The sequence below is a fragment of the Chryseobacterium sp. KMC2 genome, assembly GCF_016756935.1.
GTDB classification, from domain to species: domain Bacteria; phylum Bacteroidota; class Bacteroidia; order Flavobacteriales; family Weeksellaceae; genus Chryseobacterium; species Chryseobacterium rhizosphaerae.
The window spans coordinates 1-21,777 of record NZ_JAESIT010000015.1 but is presented as its reverse complement, the minus strand read 5'-3'; the positions used below and the strand labels follow the sequence as shown (position 1 = coordinate 21,777).

Annotated in this window: 18 protein-coding genes; 7 read left to right on the top strand and 11 right to left on the bottom strand. The window is 34.9% G+C overall.

What is annotated here, in order from left to right; translation table 11 throughout:
* Positions 1–164 precede the first annotated feature (164 nt).
* The 3 genes from JML65_RS16895 to deoC are packed head-to-tail and all read left to right on the top strand — an operon-like array spanning position 165 to position 2,346.
* Positions 165–1,100, top strand: a complete 936-nt coding sequence (locus JML65_RS16895) for an endonuclease (RefSeq protein WP_047490187.1) — start codon at positions 165–167, stop codon at positions 1,098–1,100.
* Between the two features lie 27 nt (positions 1,101–1,127).
* The gene (locus tag JML65_RS16890; RefSeq protein WP_047490188.1) at positions 1,128–1,598 is read left to right on the top strand and encodes an Lrp/AsnC ligand binding domain-containing protein; all 471 of its coding nucleotides are present in this window, start codon (positions 1,128–1,130) and stop codon (positions 1,596–1,598) included.
* Positions 1,599–1,602: 4 nt separating this feature from the next.
* Entirely contained in the window at positions 1,603–2,346 is a 744-nt protein-coding gene (gene deoC, locus JML65_RS16885; protein WP_047490191.1) for a deoxyribose-phosphate aldolase, read from the top strand.
* Between the two features lie 55 nt (positions 2,347–2,401).
* Here the strand turns inward: deoC and dusB are convergent, their stop codons facing one another.
* On the bottom strand, positions 2,402–3,397 hold the full coding sequence (gene dusB / locus JML65_RS16880) for a tRNA dihydrouridine synthase DusB (protein ID WP_115920552.1): 996 nt from the start codon (positions 3,395–3,397) through the stop codon (positions 2,402–2,404).
* A 131-nt stretch (positions 3,398–3,528) separates the two neighbouring features.
* The gene (locus tag JML65_RS16875; protein WP_081989044.1) at positions 3,529–6,765 is read right to left on the bottom strand and encodes a hypothetical protein; all 3,237 of its coding nucleotides are present in this window, start codon (positions 6,763–6,765) and stop codon (positions 3,529–3,531) included.
* Between the two features lie 147 nt (positions 6,766–6,912).
* Here JML65_RS16875 and JML65_RS16870 point away from each other — a divergent pair, with 147 nt between their 5' ends.
* The 3 genes from JML65_RS16870 to JML65_RS16860 all read left to right on the top strand — a co-directional run bounded on the left by JML65_RS16870 (position 6,913) and on the right by JML65_RS16860 (position 9,861).
* The gene (locus JML65_RS16870) at positions 6,913–7,848 is read left to right on the top strand and encodes a T9SS type A sorting domain-containing protein (protein WP_202271510.1); all 936 of its coding nucleotides are present in this window, start codon (positions 6,913–6,915) and stop codon (positions 7,846–7,848) included.
* 88 nt (positions 7,849–7,936) lie between these two features.
* Positions 7,937–8,887, top strand: coding sequence for a T9SS type A sorting domain-containing protein (locus JML65_RS16865; protein ID WP_202271509.1), 951 nt, complete (start codon positions 7,937–7,939; stop codon positions 8,885–8,887).
* 164 nt (positions 8,888–9,051) lie between these two features.
* A complete protein-coding gene (locus JML65_RS16860; protein WP_202271508.1) occupies positions 9,052–9,861 on the top strand; it encodes a lamin tail domain-containing protein in 810 nt (269 codons plus the stop codon).
* Positions 9,862–9,951: 90 nt separating this feature from the next.
* Here the strand turns inward: JML65_RS16860 and JML65_RS16855 are convergent, their stop codons facing one another.
* The 8 genes from JML65_RS16855 to JML65_RS16820 form a co-directional block, all read right to left on the bottom strand.
* A complete protein-coding gene (locus JML65_RS16855) occupies positions 9,952–12,774 on the bottom strand; it encodes an aminopeptidase (RefSeq protein ID WP_237390921.1) in 2,823 nt (940 codons plus the stop codon).
* A gap of 54 nt (positions 12,775–12,828) precedes the next feature.
* Positions 12,829–14,208 (bottom strand): orotidine-5'-phosphate decarboxylase, encoded by a 1,380-nt coding sequence (pyrF, locus tag JML65_RS16850; protein ID WP_115920560.1) that lies wholly within the window; start codon positions 14,206–14,208, stop codon positions 12,829–12,831.
* Between the two features lie 115 nt (positions 14,209–14,323).
* Positions 14,324–14,665, bottom strand: coding sequence for a YkvA family protein (locus tag JML65_RS16845; protein ID WP_047490446.1), 342 nt, complete (start codon positions 14,663–14,665; stop codon positions 14,324–14,326).
* 86 nt (positions 14,666–14,751) lie between these two features.
* Positions 14,752–15,291, bottom strand: coding sequence for a TlpA family protein disulfide reductase (locus JML65_RS16840; protein ID WP_047490207.1), 540 nt, complete (start codon positions 15,289–15,291; stop codon positions 14,752–14,754).
* A 37-nt stretch (positions 15,292–15,328) separates the two neighbouring features.
* Positions 15,329–15,892 (bottom strand): thioredoxin family protein, encoded by a 564-nt coding sequence (locus JML65_RS16835; RefSeq protein ID WP_202271507.1) that lies wholly within the window; start codon positions 15,890–15,892, stop codon positions 15,329–15,331.
* Between the two features lie 16 nt (positions 15,893–15,908).
* Entirely contained in the window at positions 15,909–16,979 is a 1,071-nt protein-coding gene (gene aroC, locus JML65_RS16830; protein ID WP_202271506.1) for a chorismate synthase, read from the bottom strand.
* Between the two features lie 50 nt (positions 16,980–17,029).
* Positions 17,030–18,601 carry an LIC_10190 family membrane protein gene (locus JML65_RS16825; protein ID WP_237390920.1) on the bottom strand — a complete coding sequence of 524 codons (1,572 nt, stop codon included), beginning with the start codon at positions 18,599–18,601 and terminating at the stop codon, positions 17,030–17,032.
* Between the two features lie 116 nt (positions 18,602–18,717).
* Positions 18,718–19,290: a YMGG-like glycine zipper-containing protein gene (locus JML65_RS16820; protein WP_115920564.1), complete on the bottom strand. Its 573-nt coding sequence runs from the start codon at positions 19,288–19,290 to the stop codon at positions 18,718–18,720.
* A 302-nt stretch (positions 19,291–19,592) separates the two neighbouring features.
* Here JML65_RS16820 and JML65_RS16815 point away from each other — a divergent pair, with 302 nt between their 5' ends.
* A complete protein-coding gene (locus JML65_RS16815) occupies positions 19,593–20,039 on the top strand; it encodes a hypothetical protein (RefSeq protein WP_202271504.1) in 447 nt (148 codons plus the stop codon).
* Between the two features lie 446 nt (positions 20,040–20,485).
* Here the strand turns inward: JML65_RS16815 and JML65_RS16810 are convergent, their stop codons facing one another.
* Positions 20,486–21,316, bottom strand: a complete 831-nt coding sequence (locus JML65_RS16810) for a glycosyltransferase family 2 protein (RefSeq protein WP_273635240.1) — start codon at positions 21,314–21,316, stop codon at positions 20,486–20,488.
* Between the last annotated feature and the right edge of the window lie 461 nt (positions 21,317–21,777).

Here is a 21,777-nt window from a genome sequence, read left to right as displayed (position 1 = left end):
TAATTCACTAAGTGTTGTTTTGTTAGTGATTTTTGTTATATTTGATCGTTTTTTACTGAAAAATTAATTTTGAAATTAACAAATATTAATTAAAGAAATTTAAAAAAATGGTAAATTTATAATTGAAAAAAGAGCATACTAACTAAAGATAGAAATTTGTGCTGATGGAGCTATTCTCTTTTTATAATGTTGAAAATTTATTTTTGCCTGATCCAAAACCTGTTCATAAACTGGACCCTACAAAATCAGGTTTAAGAAGCTGGGATGAAAAGAGATATAAAAATAAACTTTTTAAAATCTCTCACGTATTCCAACTGATGAAGGAGGAAAATGGCGTATTGCCATTTATGATAGGACTCTCTGAAGTTTCCGGTAGGAAAGTTTTGGAAGACCTTGTGGAGATGGATCCTTTTCACTCAGAATATGGAATTGTACATTATAATTCTATGGATGAAAGAAAGGTAGATGTAGCAATGCTGTATGATAAAAATAAAGTAGAGGTAATAGATTCTGAAACCATTACTTTCTTTTTTGAAATATCAAATAAAAACACAGGAAATTACGACACAACCAGGGACGTACTTTTTTCTAAGATTAAATATAAAGGGGAAATTATCAATGTCTTTATCGCCCACCTTCCCTCTAAGCGCGAAAAAGATATCAATAAACCTAAAAGAGCTTTTATATTAAACGAAATCCGGCAACGGATCTTGAAAATTGTAGATGATGATAAGGAACATGTTATATTGTGTGGTGATTTTAATGAAAACCCGGATGATGAAAATTTAGTAAAAATTCTCTATGACAATGATCATGAGAAGGTTTTGATGAACCCTTTTCAGGAATTGTTTTCCGCAAGAAATTATTCTACTTTTCATTATAAATCTGGATTGCTGTATGATCAGATCATAATGTCGAGATCACTTCTGGACAATAAAACGCTGGCCTTTCAGGAGGCTTGTATTTTTAATTCTGAGAAAATAAGCAGCAGGACCAGAAATTTTGAGGGACGTCCTTTCCGAACTTATGCCGGTACAAGGTATTTGGGTGGGTATAGTGATCACTTTCCGGTTTTTGTCAGATTTAGTGACTTATCTTAAAAAACATAAATAATAAAAAAGTAGAAAATGAAAAATTCGAGTAACACAAGTTATCATTTAGATTCAATCGACAAAGAGATCATCTACATGTTGATGGACAATGCTAAAACTTCTTTAGCACACATTTCAAAAAATGTTGGAATTTCTACAACAGCAGTACATCAAAGAATTAAAAAACTGGAACACGCAGGAGTTATTGAAAACTCGATTTCGTTCCTTAATCCTAAGAAAATTGGATATAAGGTGATTTCGTATATTGGGGTGTTTCTGGACCAGCCAAGTCATTATCCTGATGTGGTAAAATCTTTGCATGATATTAATGAAGTAGTAGAGGCCCATTATACTACGGGAAATTACACCATATTCCTGAAGGTTCTTTGTAAAGATAATGATCATTTGATGCAGATCCTTAGCAAACTTCAGAAACTAAAAGGAGTAACAAGAACAGAAACCTTTATATCTTTGGAACAAGGTATTTACAGACAATTGAAAGTATAACGATATGAACATAGGACAATATTTGGATTCCACTTACTTGAAAACACCTGAGCAATCAGGGATTTCACACGAAGAAACTCTTCAAAAAGATAAAGAACTGGCGCAGGAAGCTATTGACAATGATTTGTTTGCTGTAATGATCCGTCCGGATTATGTAGCAGAGATCAAAAAATATATTCAGGAAAGAGATTCAAATGTTGCAGTGGGAACTGTAATAGGTTTTCATGAAGGAACATACTCTATTGATGAGAAGCTTGCAGAAGCTACAAAAGCAATTGAGGATGGAGCAGATGAATTGGATTTTGTTATTAATTACAAGGCATACCTTGAAGGAAATACAGCCTTGGTAAAAGAAGAATTTGTACAGTGCACAAAGCTTGGACTGGAACATCATAAAGTTGTAAAATGGATTATCGAAATTGCCGCTTTAACCGATGAACAAATTGCTGATCTTACCAAAAATATTTCTGGTTGGGCCGGAGAAAATTTTACAGAAAAGGACTTTCCTCACATTTTTGTAAAATCTTCAACAGGTTTTTTTGAAACCACTGGTGGAAAACCTAACGGTGCCACATTTGAAGGAGTGAAAATAATGCTTGATAATGCAGGAAAACTTCCTGTAAAAGCAGCTGGAGGAGTAAGAACCCCAGAGGATGCTGAAAGAATGATCAATATGGGAGTGAAAAGAATAGGAACTTCTTCAGCCCTGGCATTAATTAAAAACCAGTCTTCATCAGAAGGATATTAATATTGATATCAATTATAAATAAAAAAACCATCAAATTCATTTGATGGTTTTTATTTTATGCCTGTGCCTGATATTCTTCGTAAAACTGTTGAGTCTCCAGAATAAGGCTGCTCATTTCTTCTAATGTGAAAACCTCCAGGAATTTTTTTCTGAATTCCTTAAAGTGAGGAACACCACGGAAATAGTTACTATAGTGCTGACGCATTTCTATTAGTCCTAATTTTTCCCCTTTCCATTCTACACTCCATTCAGCATGCTGGCGTACTGCCAATAAACGGTCTGCGACGGTTGGCTCAGGTAGGTGTTCACCTGTTTTAAAGAAATGTTTGATCTCATTAAATATCCAGGGATAACCAATCGCTGCACGTCCTATCATAATTCCGTCACATGCATATTTTTGTTTGTATTCCAATGCTTTTTCAGCAGAATCGATGTCACCGTTTCCAAAAATAGGAATTTCAATATTCGGATTCTGTTTTATTCTTGAAATATGTTCCCAGTCTGCTTCTCCTTTGTACATTTGTGCACGGGTTCTTGCATGTATCGTAAGGGCCTTAATTCCAGTTTCCTGTAGGCGCTCTGCTACTTCATCAATATTAATACATGTACTGTCCCAACCTAAACGGGTTTTAACAGTCACTGGCAAATGAGTAGAACTTACTACAGCTTTTGTAAGACGAACCATAAGGTCAATATCTTTCAACACTCCTGCTCCTGCTCCTTTGCAGACCACTTTTTTTACAGGGCATCCGAAATTAATATCCACTAAATCAGGATTTACCGTTTCTACAATTTTTGCAGACATAGCCATTGCCTCTTCATCTCCTCCAAAGATCTGTATTCCAACAGGTCTTTCATAATCAAAGATATCCAGCTTTTTACGGCTCTTCATTGCATCACGAATTAAGCCTTCGGAAGAAATAAATTCCGAATACATTAAATCTGCACCATGCATTTTACACAAACGTCTGAACGGAGGATCACTTACATCTTCCATCGGAGCCAGCAAAAGTGGAAATTCCGGCAGTTCTATATTGCCTATTTTTATCATGGTGCAAATTTACAAAATTCTTAGGATTAGAAAATATGATAATATCTATGAGTGTGATGGGGTGAATTTGATCGGTTGGAAGTGGAAGATATGAGAATGTACATGTATATCATTCTCCTTTCTTCCGAGTCTTAGAAGCTTGCTTTTACTTGCATGCTTCCGATATGTATTGTCCTGTCACCAGAGTTTCTTCCTTCATAATTTAAATTTAACTGAATGAAAGAGTTGATCGCCTGCTGGATAAATACACTCCATACTTGGTTTTTTCCAGGCTTTAAACCATCCAGCATCTGGTTTCCTACAATACTGTAATTATTTCCGGTGAACGTATTGTTGATGAATGAAAAATTCCCACGGATTGAAGTTTTTTTACGTTCCCACTGAATGGTTCCGGTAATATCAAAGGCTTTAAGATTTTCCTCTCCATCCACTCTCTCTTTTTTGCGGTAAGCTGCTGAGAGCTCAGTCTGGATAGCATCAGTAAATTTATAGGTAGCCTTCGGTTTGGTTTCCATATTGTTTAAACGATAATCTCTTGTTGCAAACAGCTGCGAGGAGTTTTTAATATCATGAACCGAGTTTTCCCAGTCTACCCTGAATTCTTTATTGAACCAGTATCCTATATTCAGGAAATGAGAAATTTGCTCACGTTCTTCACTGCTGAAGTTTGCATTGATAAGATTGTCATTAGATATAAATCGGTAGTTTCCGTTCCAGCCGGATTTGTCGGTAGGATTAAACTGTACGGAGGTCAGTATATTTTGATTTTTAAGAATCTGATCACTGTTTTTTTCAAAAGGATTAAGAACCAAGACCCTGTCTTTTTTATAGAAAGAGTTTTGAGAATTTAATGAAATATTGAAGTTCCAGCGCTTTAAAAATGCATTCTCGGAATTGAAAACAATAGCAGGGTTTACGAATAAAGCCAGCTGAAGTTTATTTTTATTAGATGGAATATATCGTACAGAATTGGTGTAAACACGGATGTATTTTGCTAAATCTGAATATTCTGCGATTTCAAATTCATCCAGCTGCTGAATACCATCTCCGTTATAATCGGTCCATTTATAGATCCCTTGTCCATCTGTTACTTTAATGTATTGAAACTCCCTTTGTGCCTCCTGTCCGTTTCCGAGTTCGTAGAATGCCTGCAAACGCATTCCATTCCTGAAAAGCTGCTGATTGTAAAGGATATTTCCAACCACAAAATCATTGTTTCTGGTTACGGCATCGGCAATATCGTTCTGGTAAAAGAATTTTCTATAGTGAATTAACGCATTAAGAGTGGTTCTTTCGGTTTTAATGATTTGACTTTCTGCCATGATCCCCAAAATACTGTTCATGTTTTGAAGTCTGTTATCACGTACAGAGTCATTATCTCTCATATATACTTTTGCAAGCAATTTGGTCCTGGTGCTATCACCAACTTTCTTTTGAACAAAAATTTCTTTCCAGCTGAAACTGGTTACATCCAGGAGTTGAGTGTCATTATATTTTTTCTCATTGTGCTCCATGCTTCCTCCAATAGCCCAGCTGCCTTTTTTACCGGTATATTCTGTGGAAACACCTCCTCGTATAAACTTGGTATCCTGTAACGTTGCATTGGTATTCAGGAAGGAGAAGTTTCCTTTGGTAAAAAATTTTCCTTTGATCCAACCAAAATCCAGGTCATTTTTAATCCCTTTATAAGAATCCTGCTCATTCAAATAGTTGATACGGTAATTTAAAGTAGATTTATTATTCCACTTGTTCAGGAAGCTGAAAGTAAACCTGTTTTGAGTTCTGTTGTTGAATTCCTGCACCAAGTTGAAATCTCTGGAGAATTCTACATCATTGATACGGTCAAGAATATGGAATTGCCTGTCTATATATTGATATTCAAAACTTGGAGTTCCTTTCCAGTTGTTTTTAGTAAAGCTTTTATTTCCGAAAATCCGCCATGCATATCCAATATTCTGATCAGAATCTTTTGAGGAAAATAAATTGATATCATAGTTACTCATGGAAATATCAGTACCAATTTTCCCTTCATTTAATAAGTATTCCGAGTTTAGGGAGAAGACCTGTGATTTTTGAGGAGAAGGAAGCTTTCTTACGGCTCTGTAATCTCCTCCATTCGGTCCTGCATATTCGAAAACACGTCCGTTATTGGTGGTTTGTGCTACTTTATAATCTCCCTGGTTGGCTCCGAAATAAGTGAAGGAAACCTGATAAAGTGTTTGATTCTGATCTGTAGAAAATTCATAAAAATTTCCCGTAGGGTTTGAATGCAAAACATAAAGGATTTTGTTGACATCATATTCGGTCACTACACCGGATGGAGCATACATCAAATTAGGGTCATTGCCGGCATTAGCCAGGATTTCTTCATCTTCTTTAGAAAGGTTTAAAGAAAGTGGTGCATTTTTATTATCATTTTCCATAAACCAGTTAAGGCCTACTTTGAATTTTTCTCTCTGATGTTCCAGTTTACCCGTAAATAAATATCTGGAATAATTTCTGTTGGCGTAGTTATAAGAGATGGTGATGAAGTTTTGCTGGAAAATAGGACGGAAACTGGTAAAAGTAACCTCACCTGTGTTATAATTGATAATATAATCCTGGTTTTCACCACGTTTCATTAAAATACCATCAATGAATACCTGCTCAGATCCTGAGATCAGTGTGATAAACTGTTCTCCGTTTTTACCTGTCAAACGATAAGGCCCCTGGTTTCCTTCCACCCCCTGAAAACGGATCCTGTGAAATTCACTTCGTGCAACCCCCATTGAAACATCTACAAGCGTTTTGTTTTCAGTTCCAAATTCAGTCTGAAACTGAAGCCCCATGCTTCTTCTCTGATATTTGGCAAAGTAATTTTTAGATTCAACAAGATCTAAATGCCCGGCTCTAAGAATAGATTTATCCTTAATATTAAGCTGCATATAAATCTTATCAAATTCTTCCAAAGTCTGCGTATACCCATCAGCCTGAATCGGTAGATTATGATCTGAAATACTGGCCAGAATGGTTACATCCTTGGAAAGGCGCCCTGAAATCTGAAGATCCATGGAACTTTGTACAGATTGCCCCTGATTATTACCAAAAGTAATCCCACGGATGATGGACCCTTTAGAATTAAGCTCTCCTAGAAATCTTTTTTTATCATTTTTAGCCAGTACAGCTTCATCAATGATAATTTTATTATTCGTCCTTATAAAGTCGAGAGTGTCTTTGGTGAAAATATCCTGTTCCAGCCTTGCAGCCAGAATACTGTCCTTTTTTATACTGTCCTCAGGAACATTGGGATTTTTCCATGAAAATACCTGGGCACTCCCTGAGAAGATGCCTAAAAAGAAGAATACGAATAATAGAATAAAATTCCGCAAGTCCTGAAAATAATCCGTAAAAATAATTAAAAAATGTTAACGGAATGGGGTTTAGTATTATTAACAGAAAATTAATATAATTATTGCGAATGACTAAATATTTGATATAATTTAGCGGTTGAAATTATTAATATTTAAATTTTAATCATGAAAAAACTTTATTCGTTAGCTTTATTTTGTTTAACAGGTTTTGCATTTGGTCAAATTAGCTTAACGACACTAAACACTCCTTACACTCAAAATTTTGATGAATTAGTAAATACTGGAACAGGTTCTCTGGCCTTAACCGGTGGTTTAGCAGGATGGAGCATTGTAGAGACGGGTGCTAATGCCAATACTACGTATGCAGCAGATACAGGAGCATTAAATGCTGGTAATACTTATAGTTATGGATCAGCAGGGAGTACTGATAGAGCACTAGGATCTGTGGCGAGCAGTAACTTATTGTCAAGATGGGGAGCTCAGTTTAAAAATGATACGGGAAATCAGATTACAGATCTTCAAATATCTTATACTGGTGAAGAGTGGAGAATGGGACAACTGAACAGAGGGAGTAATGATAAGATTATATTTGAGTACAGTACGGATGCTACCTCATTAACGACAGGAACATGGACTGCCGTTTCAGCTTTAACTTATGAAACAACTAATGCTACAGGAACAGCAGGAGCAAGAGATGGGAATGCTGCAAGCTACAGAACTGCACTTAGCTCTACAATTGCTGCATTAAATATTCCTGTAGGACAAACATTTTGGATCAGATTTGTTGATTTTAATGCCGATCAGTCTGATGACGGTCTTGCTATAGATGACTTTTCTTTAACACCTCAGGGAGGAACCTTGGCAACAGGAGAAAATAGAATTTCAAGCAAATCTTTTGTTAAAAACACTTCAGTTGAAAATGAAATCTACTTCGGAGTACAATCAGAAGTTAAAATCTTCAATATAAGTGGACAATTGATCAAAACAGCTTCAGTGAGAGAAAATGGAAGTTTAAATGTAGCTGAACTTCAAAAAGGTATTTATTTTGTAACAGGAATTGTAAACGGTAAAAACGTTTCTGAGAAGGTTATTAAAAGATAATTTTAACTAATTGTTAAATATGCACCGTCACTTGAATTGGGTGACGGTTTTTTTGTACTTTTAGACTATAAATTTAAATCATCATATAATGAAAAAAATCTTTACTATTTTGGGAATAGCTTCTGCTATTGGTTTTATGAATGCGCAAACTACCGTTTTGACGGAAGATTTTAGTTTTACAGGAGCTCTTAATGCAAATGGATGGGTTACTCACAGTGGAGCAACGCCGGGACAATTGACATCTAACGGAAATGCTGCTAATCTAGTGGCAGGGAATACAGAAGATGTAAACAAAGCATTTTCGTCTTTGTATACAATTAGTTCAACCGCTGTTAACAAAGCTGAATATTCTGCTACAATTAATGTAGCAACTGCAACGGGTCTAAGTACATCGGGAGATTACTTTTTAATGTTTACAGTTACTTCAGGGGCTAACCCGGGAAATAATTTTAACGCAAGACTTTATGCGAAAGGAAGTGCAACGGGATATACTTTAGGAGTATTGAATAACGGTGCCGGAACCGTAACGCCTACTTATGGAACTGAAATTCCTTATGGAACACCTGCCAATATTACAGTGACCTATATTATTGATAATACAGTAACTCCAGGTACAAATACGGCAACTTTACAAATCAATTCACAACCATTACTTACAAACACTACGGGAACAGGAGCTGCTTCTGCAACAATTGGTGGGGTGGCTATCAGACAGGGTGGAAATGCCACTTCAGGAACTGGAAATATCTCCATTGATAATCTAGTGGCCAAAGTATACTCTCCAACATTGGCTGTTTCAGAATTTAAAAATGGCAAATCAGGAAGCTTTGTGAAAAATTCTTTCGTTAAAAACGGAGAAATTACTTTTGGAGCTGATGTAAAAGATGTAAAAGTTTTCAATATGTATGGACAAGTTGTGAAAACGGCTTCTGTAAAAGAAAACGGAGCTGTCAACGTAGCTGAACTTACAAAAGGAAACTATATTGTAACCGGCACTGTAAACAATCAGCCGGTATCTCAAAAAATATTGAAAGACTAAAACGAAGATTTTAGATAAAATAGAAGCCACTCATTTCCTTGAATGAGTGGCTTTTTTTATATTAACAAATCCTTATTTATTGTAATTTTTCTTATTAATTTTTCAATTATATGGTACTGTTTTTGATATTTTTAATTCAAATTTGTTGCTAAAATTATACACCCATGAAAAAAATATTTACTATTGCAGGATTAATACTGTTTGCTGTAGTGGCACATGCTCAAATCGTTATCAATGAGATCTACGGAGGGAATGAAAATTCCGGGGCTGTATTAAAAAATAATTATATTGTATTAAAAAATATAGGAAATGTTCCCGTTTCTTTATCCGGAGCTACTATTCAGTATGCCCCTGCAGTAGGAGCATTTAATCAATATCATACGTTACCGGATTTTACCCTGAATCCGGATCAAACCTACCTGATTCAGGAGGCTGGGATTAGTGGTGGGACCATAAATTTGCCAACTCCGGATTATATTGCCACAACGGTAACCAATTTTGATGCAACTCCTAATCAGTCAAAGGGATTACATATTTCAGGAGTTTCCGGAAAAATTGCATTGGCTGCCAATAATGTGCAGGTTCCCGGACCTATATCATCCAATGTACTGGATTTTGTAGGATATGGCTCCAACGCAGATCAGTTTATGGGTGACGGCCCGGCTCCGTCTCCAACAATAACAACGGGGATCAAAAGGATAATGGGCAGCAGCAATGACAATCAGGTTGATTTCTCTCTTGAGGGTACTGCAAAGTCCGGTTTTGTACAAAATCCATTTATAAAAGGTAATGAAATTGTTTTCGGATCCGAAATTACTGATGTCAAAGTGTATGATACCTTCAGACGTGTCGTGAAAAAAGCCCCTACAAAGACGGCCTTAGCTCTCGATATTGCAGAATTACCTAAAGGAACTTATATTGTAACAGGAACAATTAATAATGTCCCTATTTCTCAGAAAATTGTAAGGGATTAGTTTTTTATAGAGAAGGCTACCTTACACTAAGATAGCCTTTTATTTTTTTAGTACTTCGTTAATACCCGGCATTAAAAATATAGCCATTGTTTAATACCAACCTCTTCTGGCAGCATTAATAATGGTCCCCAGATTGAGAACAAGAGTATATCTGATCCGTTTTGCGTAGTCTTTAAATGAAGGTTCAAACCCAAGAGAAGACTGTATTGGGAAGTAAACTTCAAGGAAATCCGGAATAATTCTTACTTTTATACCGCTGTCCCAGATAAATTTTGTGGGACGGTCTTGATTTTTATAGATCCCTGCATCAGCATATACATGAAATATTTTCCATACACTGGAATCTACATTGAAGGAAGTAATCCATTTATTAACGGAGCCCGGTATAAATGATTTGAAACCTCCATCAGCCAAAATAAATTGCTGAGAAAGGATACCACTGTTGGCACTTTCACCCAAAAGACTGTAGGAAAAAGCATAATTTGAAACCCTTGAAATTCCGTAATTAAATAAATTATTTCGGGTGTCATTTCTTAAAAAGTATCCCGCAAATAGACGTAAACTCAGTTTTTGTTTTGGGGCAAATTCCCATCTGTAAAAGGCTTCAGCTGTAACTTTATTGAAATCTTCCATTCCCTGTGTGCTGATGCTGAAACTCTTTTCATGAATCATCTGATTGTCACTATAGCCATACCCAAAGCTCCATAGGTTATACTTTTTGTAATCATTATTAGCAATCATAACAGGGCTGAGATCTCTGTCGAAATAATTATAAGACATCCCAATGCTTCTGCTTATGGTACTTCGGGGATCTTTCCTAAAGCTTATATTAGAAAGTACCGATGCTTTTCGGTAGGCCAATCCATAATCATAGTGGAAATAAGATCCGGAAACTCCAAAAGTAAGGCTTCGAATGATACTTTCAGCAGGTAGAAAAGAATAGGAGACTGCTCCCGATCCGGTTAGCTTTCCTGTTCCTGAACTGTACATTGGTGTAAATGAATACAAAAATTTCTGATCAAAGAATGATTGGTTTTTAAGATTGATTCCTAAAAGAAATTTATCGTAGGTATTATTAAAACGTACTCTCGGACTGATATAGATCTCATTGTATTCAGGATCCGGAATGTCTTTGATGAGTTTTAGCTTGATTTTTTTAGCATTCGAAAATATACCTTTTGCGTACAGGAAATTATCCCTGTAATTTGATTCCGGGAAGCTATAGCCTGTGTTTAAGGTGACTTTATAAATATTATCTGACGCAGGAAGAAATAATTCATTATTATTTTTATTTTCTTCTGTTTCTATCCAATAGGCTTTTTTCTCTCCCTCCCGGGTTTGGGTTTCCAGTTTTACAGGAATGGAGGCGCCTATATTTTTTGTGATTTTGATATGTAGAGAATCGTTCTCTTTTCTTATGTTTTTCAGCTTAAAGTTAACCCTGTTTTTCTGCTTAAGAAAATTGGTGAGGTATCCTGAGGCTTTATCTTTTTCACTGAGGTCACTCAGGAATTCTTCAGGCTTTATTTTTTTTCCGGAGTTTTGTGAAATATAATTTTTTACAACCCCATTGAAGGTGTCATTCCCCATTTTATCTGCCGAATAATCAAATAGACTTCCTGTTTCAAAGCTGCTGACAGCCATGTCATTAAAGTTACTTAATGAAGAGAAATTGTCGTCAATCTTTTGATCTAGATTTTGCAGCATGATATATTGGTAAGCCAATCCATACCGATCCAAAAGTTTCACTTTGGATGCGTGAAATATTTTTAAAGGTTTAATTCCGAATAATCTGGTCTCCGGAAGGGCGCCTAAAAGTTTGGTGTCTTTATAGAATTTTTTCAGATACTGAATCTCAAGATAAGATTTTAAACCATTTTTAAACCAGTGATCTTTCTCTTTATCAGCAATGATATTCTCATCAAGGATTTTTTTTGTTATGATTCCAAAATAATCAAGATCGGTTTTTTCAGCATCTGTAAATAACTGAAATCTGAATTTCCAGAATCTAATATCATTATTCCCGAAAAAGTCTTCCTTAGCTCTGAATTTATCCGAAATGAAAAGTGTCTGTGGAATAAAACCAATTTTATCTTTAAGAAATTTCAATTGTAAAGGCAGGAGGAATTCCAAGTTTTGTTTTTCTTCGGGTTTCAGATTGTATCCGAATTTAACTTCAGAACTGAAGCCATCAACATCAACCTTAATAGAAGGATAACTGTTGGTGGAGATTATAAATTCAGGGTCAGAATCCAGATACCCTTTAAAAGAATTCATCTGAACCTGCGGAAGATTACTTTCAATAAAACTATTGACAGGAATATCAAAATTGACGGTCCAGAAAGTATTGAAACTTACAGATTCTTCAATATCACGATATTCTTTTTTAGAAATATTGTCCGGATCAAATTGATCCGGAACAATAAAGAAATATTTTAAAGCAGTATTCTGGTCGGCTGTACCATATCCTGTAAATGTTTTATCAGGAAGCTGTATCCGGTACTGTAATTTCAAAGTAACGGCTTCGCCGGGCTGTAATGCCTCTTTTAGTGGAAGAAATAAATTCTCATCCGAAAGAGCATTGATAGAAATGGGCTGGTTTTCTGAATTTTTAATATTCAGCTCCAGAAGTTTACCCAGCTGATCAGCTTTTGCAAAGTGCAGATCATTGTTTCTGTCTTCCAGCTTTCTATAGACAAGTGAGGTTCCACGTTTATGATAGGCGGAAATCCAGTTCAGGAGTTTTATGGTTTGAAGCTGCTTATCAGAATGATTGTAATAAACAATTTCCTGATTGACTTCAAGCGTTTTTCTGTCAGCAGACAACTTTGCTTCAATGTATATGCTGTCTTTTTGTGCAGAAACCTGTACAACTCCTAAAAACAAAATAAGGCAAATCGTGATCTTTTTCAAATATAAGTGATAAAGTACCAAATATAACTTATTTTGTAAATACTTTATAGGATTTTAACCCTGAGTTGTCTTTTTTTCCAAAGAATTAATATAGGCATTCCAACCCTCAGTTTTATAAGTAATCGCTGAAGCTTCCGGATTGTCTGATTTATAAATTCCTCTTCCTACGATGATGAAATCTGTATGTAAGGTTTTAAATACATGTTCAGGGGTATTGTACTGCTGGCCTTTACCATCACCCGAATCGGCTAGATTCACTCCAGGGGTGAATAATAAAAGATCTTCCGGGATTTTATTCTGGGATACACCACCAATTACATTAGGATGGGATAAAGCTACTTTTAAAGCATCTTCACGATAGCTCGCAGTCGTTAAAGCTCCTTTAGAAGACATTCCTACGATGGCTACTACTCCTACATTTTTAAAGCAATCCAATGATTCAAATCCCCCGATAACCTGTGATGTCACAAAATCTGCCCAATCTGTAATTTTGAAAACTCCACTGGTGAACTGAAGTTCCTGAGTATTTCCGATATCTGCAAATTTTCTGTCTTCCATTAATAAAAACTGATGCTTTTCAGCAATTGCTTTTAATGGGCTAATTGTTTTTGCATAGTCAAAATCTGAGATGATATCGATATGTGTTTTCAAAGCAATGATATGAGGTCCTACTTTTTCAGCAAAATCCAATAGTTCCTGTGTTGTCGTAACATCTGCAGAAGCAATAAGGTTAGATTTTTTTGCCAAAGCGGTTTCTAATAATTTCTTTGAAACAGAATGCTGAGTACTGCTCAGCTTTTGCTCATATGAAGCTCTGGTCTCTTCTTCAAACTGAATATGATTCCCCTGTAGGAAGTCCTGAATTCTTTTTACTTCTTCATCAGATAATTCTCCTGTTTCCTGAAGAATAACACATACTTCTGAAATGTTGAAAAGAGTATGTACTCTGTATCCTTTGCTTTCCAAAAGTTGCTTTCCTCCCTGTTCTCTGTCTAAAACCACAACAATATCTGAAACTTTCAGATCTTCCTGCTCGATTTCAGGAATCGTTTCCAGCAAAGATTTTCCTGAAGTAATAACATCCTCCACCAAAAGACAGTTTTGACCTTTCTGATAAATACCTTCAATCAGCTTTTTGGTACCGTAGCTTTTAGCTTCTTTTCTTTTAATAATTAATGGAATATAACTTTCCAATGACATCGCAGTAGCCATCGGAAGTGCAGCATAAGGAACTCCGCAGATTAGATCGAAATTATCTAATGGAAGCATTTCCAATAAGTAGTTGGCAAGATTTTTTAAAATTTTCGGATCTGAAGCCAAAGGTCTTAAGTCTACATAAAATGGGCTCTCAATACCACTTTTTAAGGTAAACCTACCGAATTTGATGATACCCAGCTTGTAACACTCTAAGAAGAATTCTTTTTTACTTTCCATTATTTTTTATTAGATATTGCAAATTTAAGGATTTGAAATAAGGCTTAAAAATTTATCACCTATTTGTAAATAAAAAACCACCCTGAAGGATGGTTTTAAAGACTATAATAAACTATTATTTTATAATTTCAGCATCAATAACTTTGGCTCCGCTATATTTTTGCTCGGCTTCCCAAAGTAAAAATTTATCAACTTCTTTGATGAGCTTGGGGATAGTTAACGATAATACCGCTAAGTCATCCATTACTCCAAGTACCGGTATGGCAAATTCAGGAAGAAGGTCGATAGGGGAGATGATATATAAAATTCCGAGTAAAGGAAGAATGATGTCAATGGATTTCATTGGATAAACTCCTTTTCTCCACATTTTTACCATTCTGAATATGTCGGGAATCTTTCTCACAAAACCTTTGTGATTGATAGCTTCTTTAGCAATGTTTAACTTTGAATATTTCATTTTGTGTTTGGTTTTAAATAAGTTTTTCAACGATGTTAATTTCGCAAATCTTATACCAACAAATTATAAAATTTAGTTAAAAATGATTATTTAATAATATTGTCAATGAACTGATGCACAGTCTCTGTGTTCCAATCTCTATATGCATCTTCTTTAATAATAATCCTCCCTGTTTTATCTAAAAGAAAAGTGGTAGGAAATACTTTAGGAAGAATTTTTTCAGAAATAGGACTTTGAGCAATATACACAGGAACAGTATAATTATTTTCTTTCAAAAATTTTCTTACGTCCTCTTCCTTATCATTCATGGCAATAAGGATGAAATCAACATTATCTTTTCTGGAATCATATAGCTTCTGAATAGTAGGCCATTCTTTTCTGCACGGTGGACACCATGTTCCCCAGAAGTTCAGAAAAACAGCTTTATTCTTAAAGTTTTTAAGGTTGGTGCTTGGAGCATTAATTCCTTTAAGGTCGATATCATAATCTTCTTCACTTACATGTACAGCATTTTCAATAGTAGCAATAGGAAAGAACTGATCTTTCATAAAATTCCTTATTCCCGGCACAAAAGCAATGATGCCAATAATGACGATGAGTACAATATAAATAATGTTCTTTTTCATTTACTATTTTTTACTGTTAATAAGTGTCAGATCTATTTTATAATAAATCTAAAATTTCCTGAATAGAATCTTTACCTCTGTTTCTTGCATAATAAATCTGCAGATCATTGTAAAAACTGTCTTTTGGATATCCTTCAGGATCAGCTTTATATTTCATAAGCAGTTCATATCCATATTTTGGACGCGGACCCCATGAATTTTTTACGTTAAAATCTTTATCCAGGATAATTACCTTAGGAATAGACTCTGTTCCATTGGTTAAAAACTGATTGATCAGGCTTTTATCACTGTCTCTCAGGAAAACTCTGATTTCATTATGGCCTTCAAAAAATTTAAAAAGAGCAGGTACAGTAGCACTTGCATCTCCACACCATGCCTCGGAAATAATTAAAATCTTTCCATCGAAATTTTTATCAGCTAATTCCTTCAACTGGTCTTCATCGGGAACATACTTCTTAAGAGTTCTGTCCATTCTCTGAAGTCCCAGTTCGTAATATTGTTTGTAGTCCGCTTCCTGTTGGTCAGCTGGATTTTCTAATCTTTGTTTTGCAATTTGAAGGTATTCTTCAAATGAAATTCCTTTATCCCAGTAATTTTTCATTACCAAAAAATTATGTTTAAAAATTATTGATATTTCTTGTTTTGTTGATCAAAAAAAGATCAGCCAATACGAATGCGGCCAGAGCCTCTACTACAGGAACTGCTCTTGGAACTACACATGGATCATGACGTCCTTTTCCTTCTACAATGACAGGGTTTCCTTCTTTATCTATACTGTCCTGAGGTCTTAAAATAGTGGCTACAGGTTTGAATGCTACACGGAAGTAAATATCCATTCCATTGGAAATTCCACCCTGAATCCCTCCTGAAAGATTAGATTTTGTAGTGAAATCTGTATTGAAAGCATCATTATGCTCCTTTCCGGTCATTTTTGCTCCACAGAATCCACTGCCATATTCAAAACCTTTACATGCATTGATGTTCAGCATTGCTTTTGCCAGTTCTGCCTGAAGTTTTGAAAATATAGGTTCACCAATTCCCACAGGAACATTTTTAATAACGCAGGTAATAGTTCCACCGATGGTATTGCCTTCTTTTTTGATTTCTTTAATTTTTGAAATCATTTTTTCAGCAGTTTCCGCATCCGGACAACGTACGTCATTGCTTTCTGTCTGAGAAAAATCCAAGGCCTGATAAGGTTTCTCACAGAAGATATCTCCTACAGAAGAAACGTAAGCATTTATTTCAAGTTCCGGTAGAAGCTGTTTGGCAAATGCACCCGCAACTACCCAATTCATTGTTTCTCTTGCTGAAGATTTTCCGCCTCCACGATAATCCCTAAACCCAAATTTCTGGTCATAGGTGAAATCAGCATGACTTGGACGATATGCACCAGCAATATGGTCATAATCTTTTGATTTCTGATTTTCGTTTTCGATGATAAAACCGATTGGTGTACCCGTTGTTTTTCCGTCAAAAATTCCTGAAAGAAACTTTACTGTGTCACTTTCTTTTCTTTGGGTAACAATAGCAGACTGCCCCGGTTTTCTTCGGTTCAGTTCGTGCTGAACTTTTTCGAGATCTACCGTTAAACCTGCCGGAAAATTATTGATGATACCGCCATAAGCCACTCCGTGACTTTCTCCAAATGTTGTAAGACTAAGAAGATTACCTAATGTGTTGAACATAATACAAAATTACCTTTTTTTCTCCAGATAATAAAGTTTCAGTATTTGTTCTATTTATCAGTGTCTTTGATATTATTGATAACATGTTCTGCTTCCATTTTCTCTCTGGAAATGAACTTTTTCCAGATAAATCCTTTTCTGATATCCTTTTTATCGGAAAGTTGAGGGAATATTCCTGCTTTGACGTCGTCAAAAATAAAACTTGTTGATATGGCGGGAAGAGGAGTGTCAAAATTAAAAGGATAATTTTTAGAAACATTGAATTTTAAATTGCCAACCTCAAAGGTGTTGTATTGCTGATATTCATAGGTTGATGGTTGGTAAAATTGTTTTTTTTCAAATCCGGCGATGAAATTTCCGGGTCTAAAACTTGGAAGATGTTCCTGAATGAAATTGGGGAAAGACAATATGGAAATAAAGAATATACTCAAAGCTGAGAAAACGGTGATTGATTTTCGTTTGTCAAAATATTCATAACAGAATATAAAAAATATCACAAAGAACACGTCTATAAAAAATCTGTATTGAGCTGAAAAAGCAAGCACAAGTATACTTTTTATCAATACTGAAATACAGAGTAAAGAGATCAGCTTTCTTTTTTTGATCCAGGCAAATGCTGAGAAAGCAATCAGGCTTACAATAAACAGGATGTTGATGTTGGATTTTATTCCGTCTAGGAGAAACCAGTTTCTGATGTGATCAAATGTTGAGAACCTTTGAATTTCTTCATAGGAATACTGCATATCATAAGTTTTCTGAATGGCATATTGTGAAGAAGTTTTTAAGATCTCGGGGTTAGGTTTCCAGGGCATTCCCAATTCGCCAATGGCAACAGGAAATATAGGATAGCCAAATGTCCAGATGTTTTTTGCAAAAAATACGAGGAGAATAAAAATTCCAAAAAGCAGTTTTTTAAAATCTGATTTAAAAATAAAAACAGCACAAAGGAAAGTGAGTATGGGCAGCCAGATCATGGTAGGCTTTATGGCAAAAATAAAAATGGAAAATGCAAAAAGAAGTGTTGTGTTTCTGTTTCCTGCTGTTATTTCATTCAAAATAATTAAAGAAAGAGCAATCACTGGAAGATCGGGGCTTGGTGATTGTGAGAACAATAATAATACAGGGAGAAAACATAGATGAATCCATGCTTTTCTTTCAGTAATATAAATGGTATAAATGATCAATAGGATGGTATTGATTCTTAAAAAGGGATCTGAGAAATTTGAGAACCCGGCCTGGAAAATATGCCATATAGACATTTGCCCCAATGTAAAGTCAAGGTTGGAAATTCCTTTTATCAATCCATATTCAGTAAGCCATTTTATGGTGGGTACATAATAGCCAAAATGATCTAGTATATATGGAGAAAATGTACCGGCTAACATAATAATAAATGATACTGTGGTCATTAAAAAAATATCCTTTCCCGAAAAGTGGTATAACTCCCGGTACAGTTTATTTTTAAAAAAGAAAAGAAATCCTAATGCAAGAGTACCTATTTCTACATAAATATTCAGGGGAATAAAAAAAGAAAAAAGGGTCCATCCTATGCTTATTCCTAAAATACCTGCTAAAGCTTTTCCTGCAAGACCCGGAAGAGGACTGCCCCAGAAAAAGTCCATGATTTTACCTGCACCTATCAAGACAGGTATGATAAAAATAGCAGAAAAAAGAATCAGTATCATAAAAAAAGATTGCTTAAAAATAAGCAATCTTTATATTGTATTGTGAAAAAATATTATCTGCGTGGCTGTACTCTGCCGTCTTTTCTGTCTCCTGATCTCCCTATGGCATATCCTGTAGCGCCACCTACGACACCACCAATTACAGCTCCAAGACCTCTGTTGTTCTTAGAGATAATAGCTCCTGCAGCAGCCCCACCTACAGTACCAATGATGGTTCCCTTAGCAGCTTTACTCATCCCTTTTTTTGTAGTTGTACCTTGTGAAGAACTGCTTCCGTTATCTGCATAGTCTCCATTGCTTCCTCCGGAATTGGAGTTAGAGTTAGAACTAGAACCGGAGTTTCTATCTCTGTAGATGGTTCTGGTTTCTCTTATCACCTGTGGCTTTGAATTATTTGCAGCTTTTGCTTTCTTGCTTTCTGAGATACTGTCAGATTTTTTCTGTGCTTCGTAAACCAGCTTTTCCTTTTCAATGGCTAGTTTCTGCTTTTCTATTTCAAGCTGCTTAGCTTGAAACTCAAGTTTTTGTACTTCCAGAGACTTTTCAGCAACGCTGTTGTTATCATCTTTTTTGCAGGCCGTCATTAAAAAAACGGATAAAAAACCGGCTAATATTACCTTTTTCATAATTCAAATTTTAATAAGCTAGAGCCTAAACGACTGTAGTTTTAGTTTTATTTCCAATTATGAAGCCAAATTTCAGTTAAAGGATGTTAAAATTATCAAAATGGATAAATGTTAATAAATGAAACATGATAAATGTCGTATGAAAACTTTGTATTCTAGTACAGTTCTTGCTATTTATTCAGAAGTTTTTCAGTGTTGGAAAATTAAAAGTTTTTTTGAACAATTGTAAATTTTAATTAATTAATAGTTTTCGTTGAATTAATCTGAGATCATTAATTTTGAGAAACTAAATTACTTTCAATATGAAAAAAACAACATTTACAGCACTGGCTTTCATCGGATTGTTGGGTACTGCTGTTTCATGGTCTTCTACTGATAACGGGATGAAGACAGAGTCGCAAGCACGTCCAGAGGTATCAAAGAGTGAAACAAAAGCACAAACTTATAAAATACGATATGGTTTGCTTTCTAAAAACGGAACAAAAATTCTTTCCGGAAGTCATGATGTAGGAAGTTTTCTTGCTGAAAATATGGCTACGGGAGATGTGTATGATACGTATTACAGTGGAGGTTTTCAGGCTTTACCTCAGTATTATGAAGGAATCCCTGAAGGAACCTATACTTTTTCTGCAATGCAGGGACAAGGTGCCTGGACTGGCTATGGATCAGTTGTAGCGACTGTTTCAGATGCCCAAGTAGATGCTGACGGATATATTACAGTATATATTCCAATAACTTGGGAAGAATAATATTGCATAAAACAAAATATTTAGTAAATTTACCAACCTCTTAAAAGAGTGTTTTTAATTAATTATTAAGTTAATTACTTTGTTTACTTAATTTATACTCATTATTTCATTCGTGGTAAAATCAATCATAGATGTAATTATAACATAAATAGTAAACAATTTTAAGATATTCTGTTTGGATTTTTCTGAATAGATTTTTTTCATCATTTGTGTTTTTTAGGCCTCCTGATTGGAGGTCTTTTCTTTGTATGATTAATGAAGAAAATAACCTTTAATGGGGGGATGATTTTACTCATCAACTAAAGACCTAAGGTTAAGTATTTTTCAAATAATAGCTTTAGATATACCCGCTAAAAGGTATTGTAAATAATTCTCTGTTAAGAAATTGTATTTCATACTTATGATCTGATGATAAAAAAACTCCTCAAAAAATGAGGAGCTGTTTATTATAAATGTAGAGTTACTTTTATCTTGTTGATCAAACGATGAAGAGTACTGGTCTGATAAGCCAGGAGTCGGTAGATCTCTTCGGAATTGGTGTAGGTTTCAGGAACATTGAGATTGTTGATCTTCTTAATTCCTCTTCTTTTCATGGTATCATAAATCACTTTAGCAAATGATTCTTTTGCTCCCTGCTTACTGCTGTGCTGTGAAATGCCATCGGAATGAAGTCTGTAGAGGTATAAAGGTTCTTTGATGTATTTTACATCACCATATTCCAGAATTTTCAAATACAGATCCTGATCTACAGCGCTTCTAAGTGCTGGATTAATACCCGAGGTTTTTAAATACGCTTCTTTTTTAAAAGTAAAAAAATGGGCAAACTGAATAGGGCAATTAAAAAAATACCGGCTGTTGTAAACTTGTTTGGTGCTGGCAAAAATCTTATCAGGGACAAGATTATCATCACACAGCATCATTTGAGAATAGGTAGCAACAATATCGGTTGTATTGGCAAATTCATTGATTGTTTTTTCCAACGCTTGTGTATAGATAGCATCATCAGGGTCAAGGTAGGCGCATAGCTCTCCCTCTGCATATTTCATGCATTCTCTCTTGGTAAATCCACAGCCCTGATTCACTGCATTATGATACAGTTTGAAACGGGGGTCATCTTTGATAATTGACTTTATAACTTCTACTGAATCATCCGTAGAGGCATCGTCAACAATGATGGCTTCCCAATTTTCATAAGTTTGATTGACTAATGAATTATAGCAGTCCCTAAAATACTTTCCATTATTATAGTTGGCTATAAGTATAGAAAATTTTATCACGTTTTTTTGAGTTAAGTTTAATTTAATGTGTAAAACTATAAAAGAATATCCATGAAAAACATATCTTTAGTCATAGTATAATTGATATATTTTTCTTATTTTACAAGAATTTACTATTGTTTAATTTGAAATTGGTAAGATAAAATAAAAACTATTTTATGAGTTCAATCATAAAATAATAATAATAACTAGTATATTTTTGAAAAAAGATTAATTATTTTATTTCTGATATATAAAAATTTTTTTCATCATTTGTGTTTTTTAAGGCCTCCTCTGGAGGCTTTTTAGTTGAAAAAACACTAATGAAAAAAAAATCTGTTATCAAAAAAAGGTCAATCCTAATCAAAAATTGATTTTCATACATCAGAGATTTGAAACATTTCCTGTTTCTTTTTCAATGATAAGGTTGCCATTTTTGCTCATGTCAGTTATTTTATGGCTAAGTCTGATATGGCTTGTCA

Excerpts from the sequence above, each read along its gene's own strand:
- pyrF (WP_115920560.1), bottom strand. The coding sequence starts at position 14,208 with ATGGAAAGTAAAAAAGAATTCTTCTTAGAGTGTTACAAGCTGGGTATC.
- JML65_RS16840 (WP_047490207.1), bottom strand. The coding sequence starts at position 15,291 with ATGAAAAAGAACATTATTTATATTGTACTCATCGTCATTATTGGCATC.
- deoC (WP_047490191.1), top strand. The coding sequence starts at position 1,603 with ATGAACATAGGACAATATTTGGATTCCACTTACTTGAAAACACCTGAG.
- JML65_RS16890 (WP_047490188.1), top strand. The coding sequence starts at position 1,128 with ATGAAAAATTCGAGTAACACAAGTTATCATTTAGATTCAATCGACAAA.
- aroC (WP_202271506.1), bottom strand. The coding sequence starts at position 16,979 with ATGTTCAACACATTAGGTAATCTTCTTAGTCTTACAACATTTGGAGAA.
- JML65_RS16845 (WP_047490446.1), bottom strand. The coding sequence starts at position 14,665 with ATGAAATATTCAAAGTTAAACATTGCTAAAGAAGCTATCAATCACAAA.
- JML65_RS16835 (WP_202271507.1), bottom strand. The coding sequence starts at position 15,892 with ATGAAAAATTACTGGGATAAAGGAATTTCATTTGAAGAATACCTTCAA.
- JML65_RS16895 (WP_047490187.1), top strand. The coding sequence starts at position 165 with ATGGAGCTATTCTCTTTTTATAATGTTGAAAATTTATTTTTGCCTGAT.
- JML65_RS16870 (WP_202271510.1), top strand. The coding sequence starts at position 6,913 with ATGAAAAAACTTTATTCGTTAGCTTTATTTTGTTTAACAGGTTTTGCA.
- JML65_RS16825 (WP_237390920.1), bottom strand. The coding sequence starts at position 18,601 with ATGGACTTTTTCTGGGGCAGTCCTCTTCCGGGTCTTGCAGGAAAAGCT.
- JML65_RS16820 (WP_115920564.1), bottom strand. The coding sequence starts at position 19,290 with ATGAAAAAGGTAATATTAGCCGGTTTTTTATCCGTTTTTTTAATGACG.
- JML65_RS16815 (WP_202271504.1), top strand. The coding sequence starts at position 19,593 with ATGAAAAAAACAACATTTACAGCACTGGCTTTCATCGGATTGTTGGGT.
- dusB (WP_115920552.1), bottom strand. The coding sequence starts at position 3,397 with ATGATAAAAATAGGCAATATAGAACTGCCGGAATTTCCACTTTTGCTG.
- JML65_RS16860 (WP_202271508.1), top strand. The coding sequence starts at position 9,052 with ATGAAAAAAATATTTACTATTGCAGGATTAATACTGTTTGCTGTAGTG.
- JML65_RS16865 (WP_202271509.1), top strand. The coding sequence starts at position 7,937 with ATGAAAAAAATCTTTACTATTTTGGGAATAGCTTCTGCTATTGGTTTT.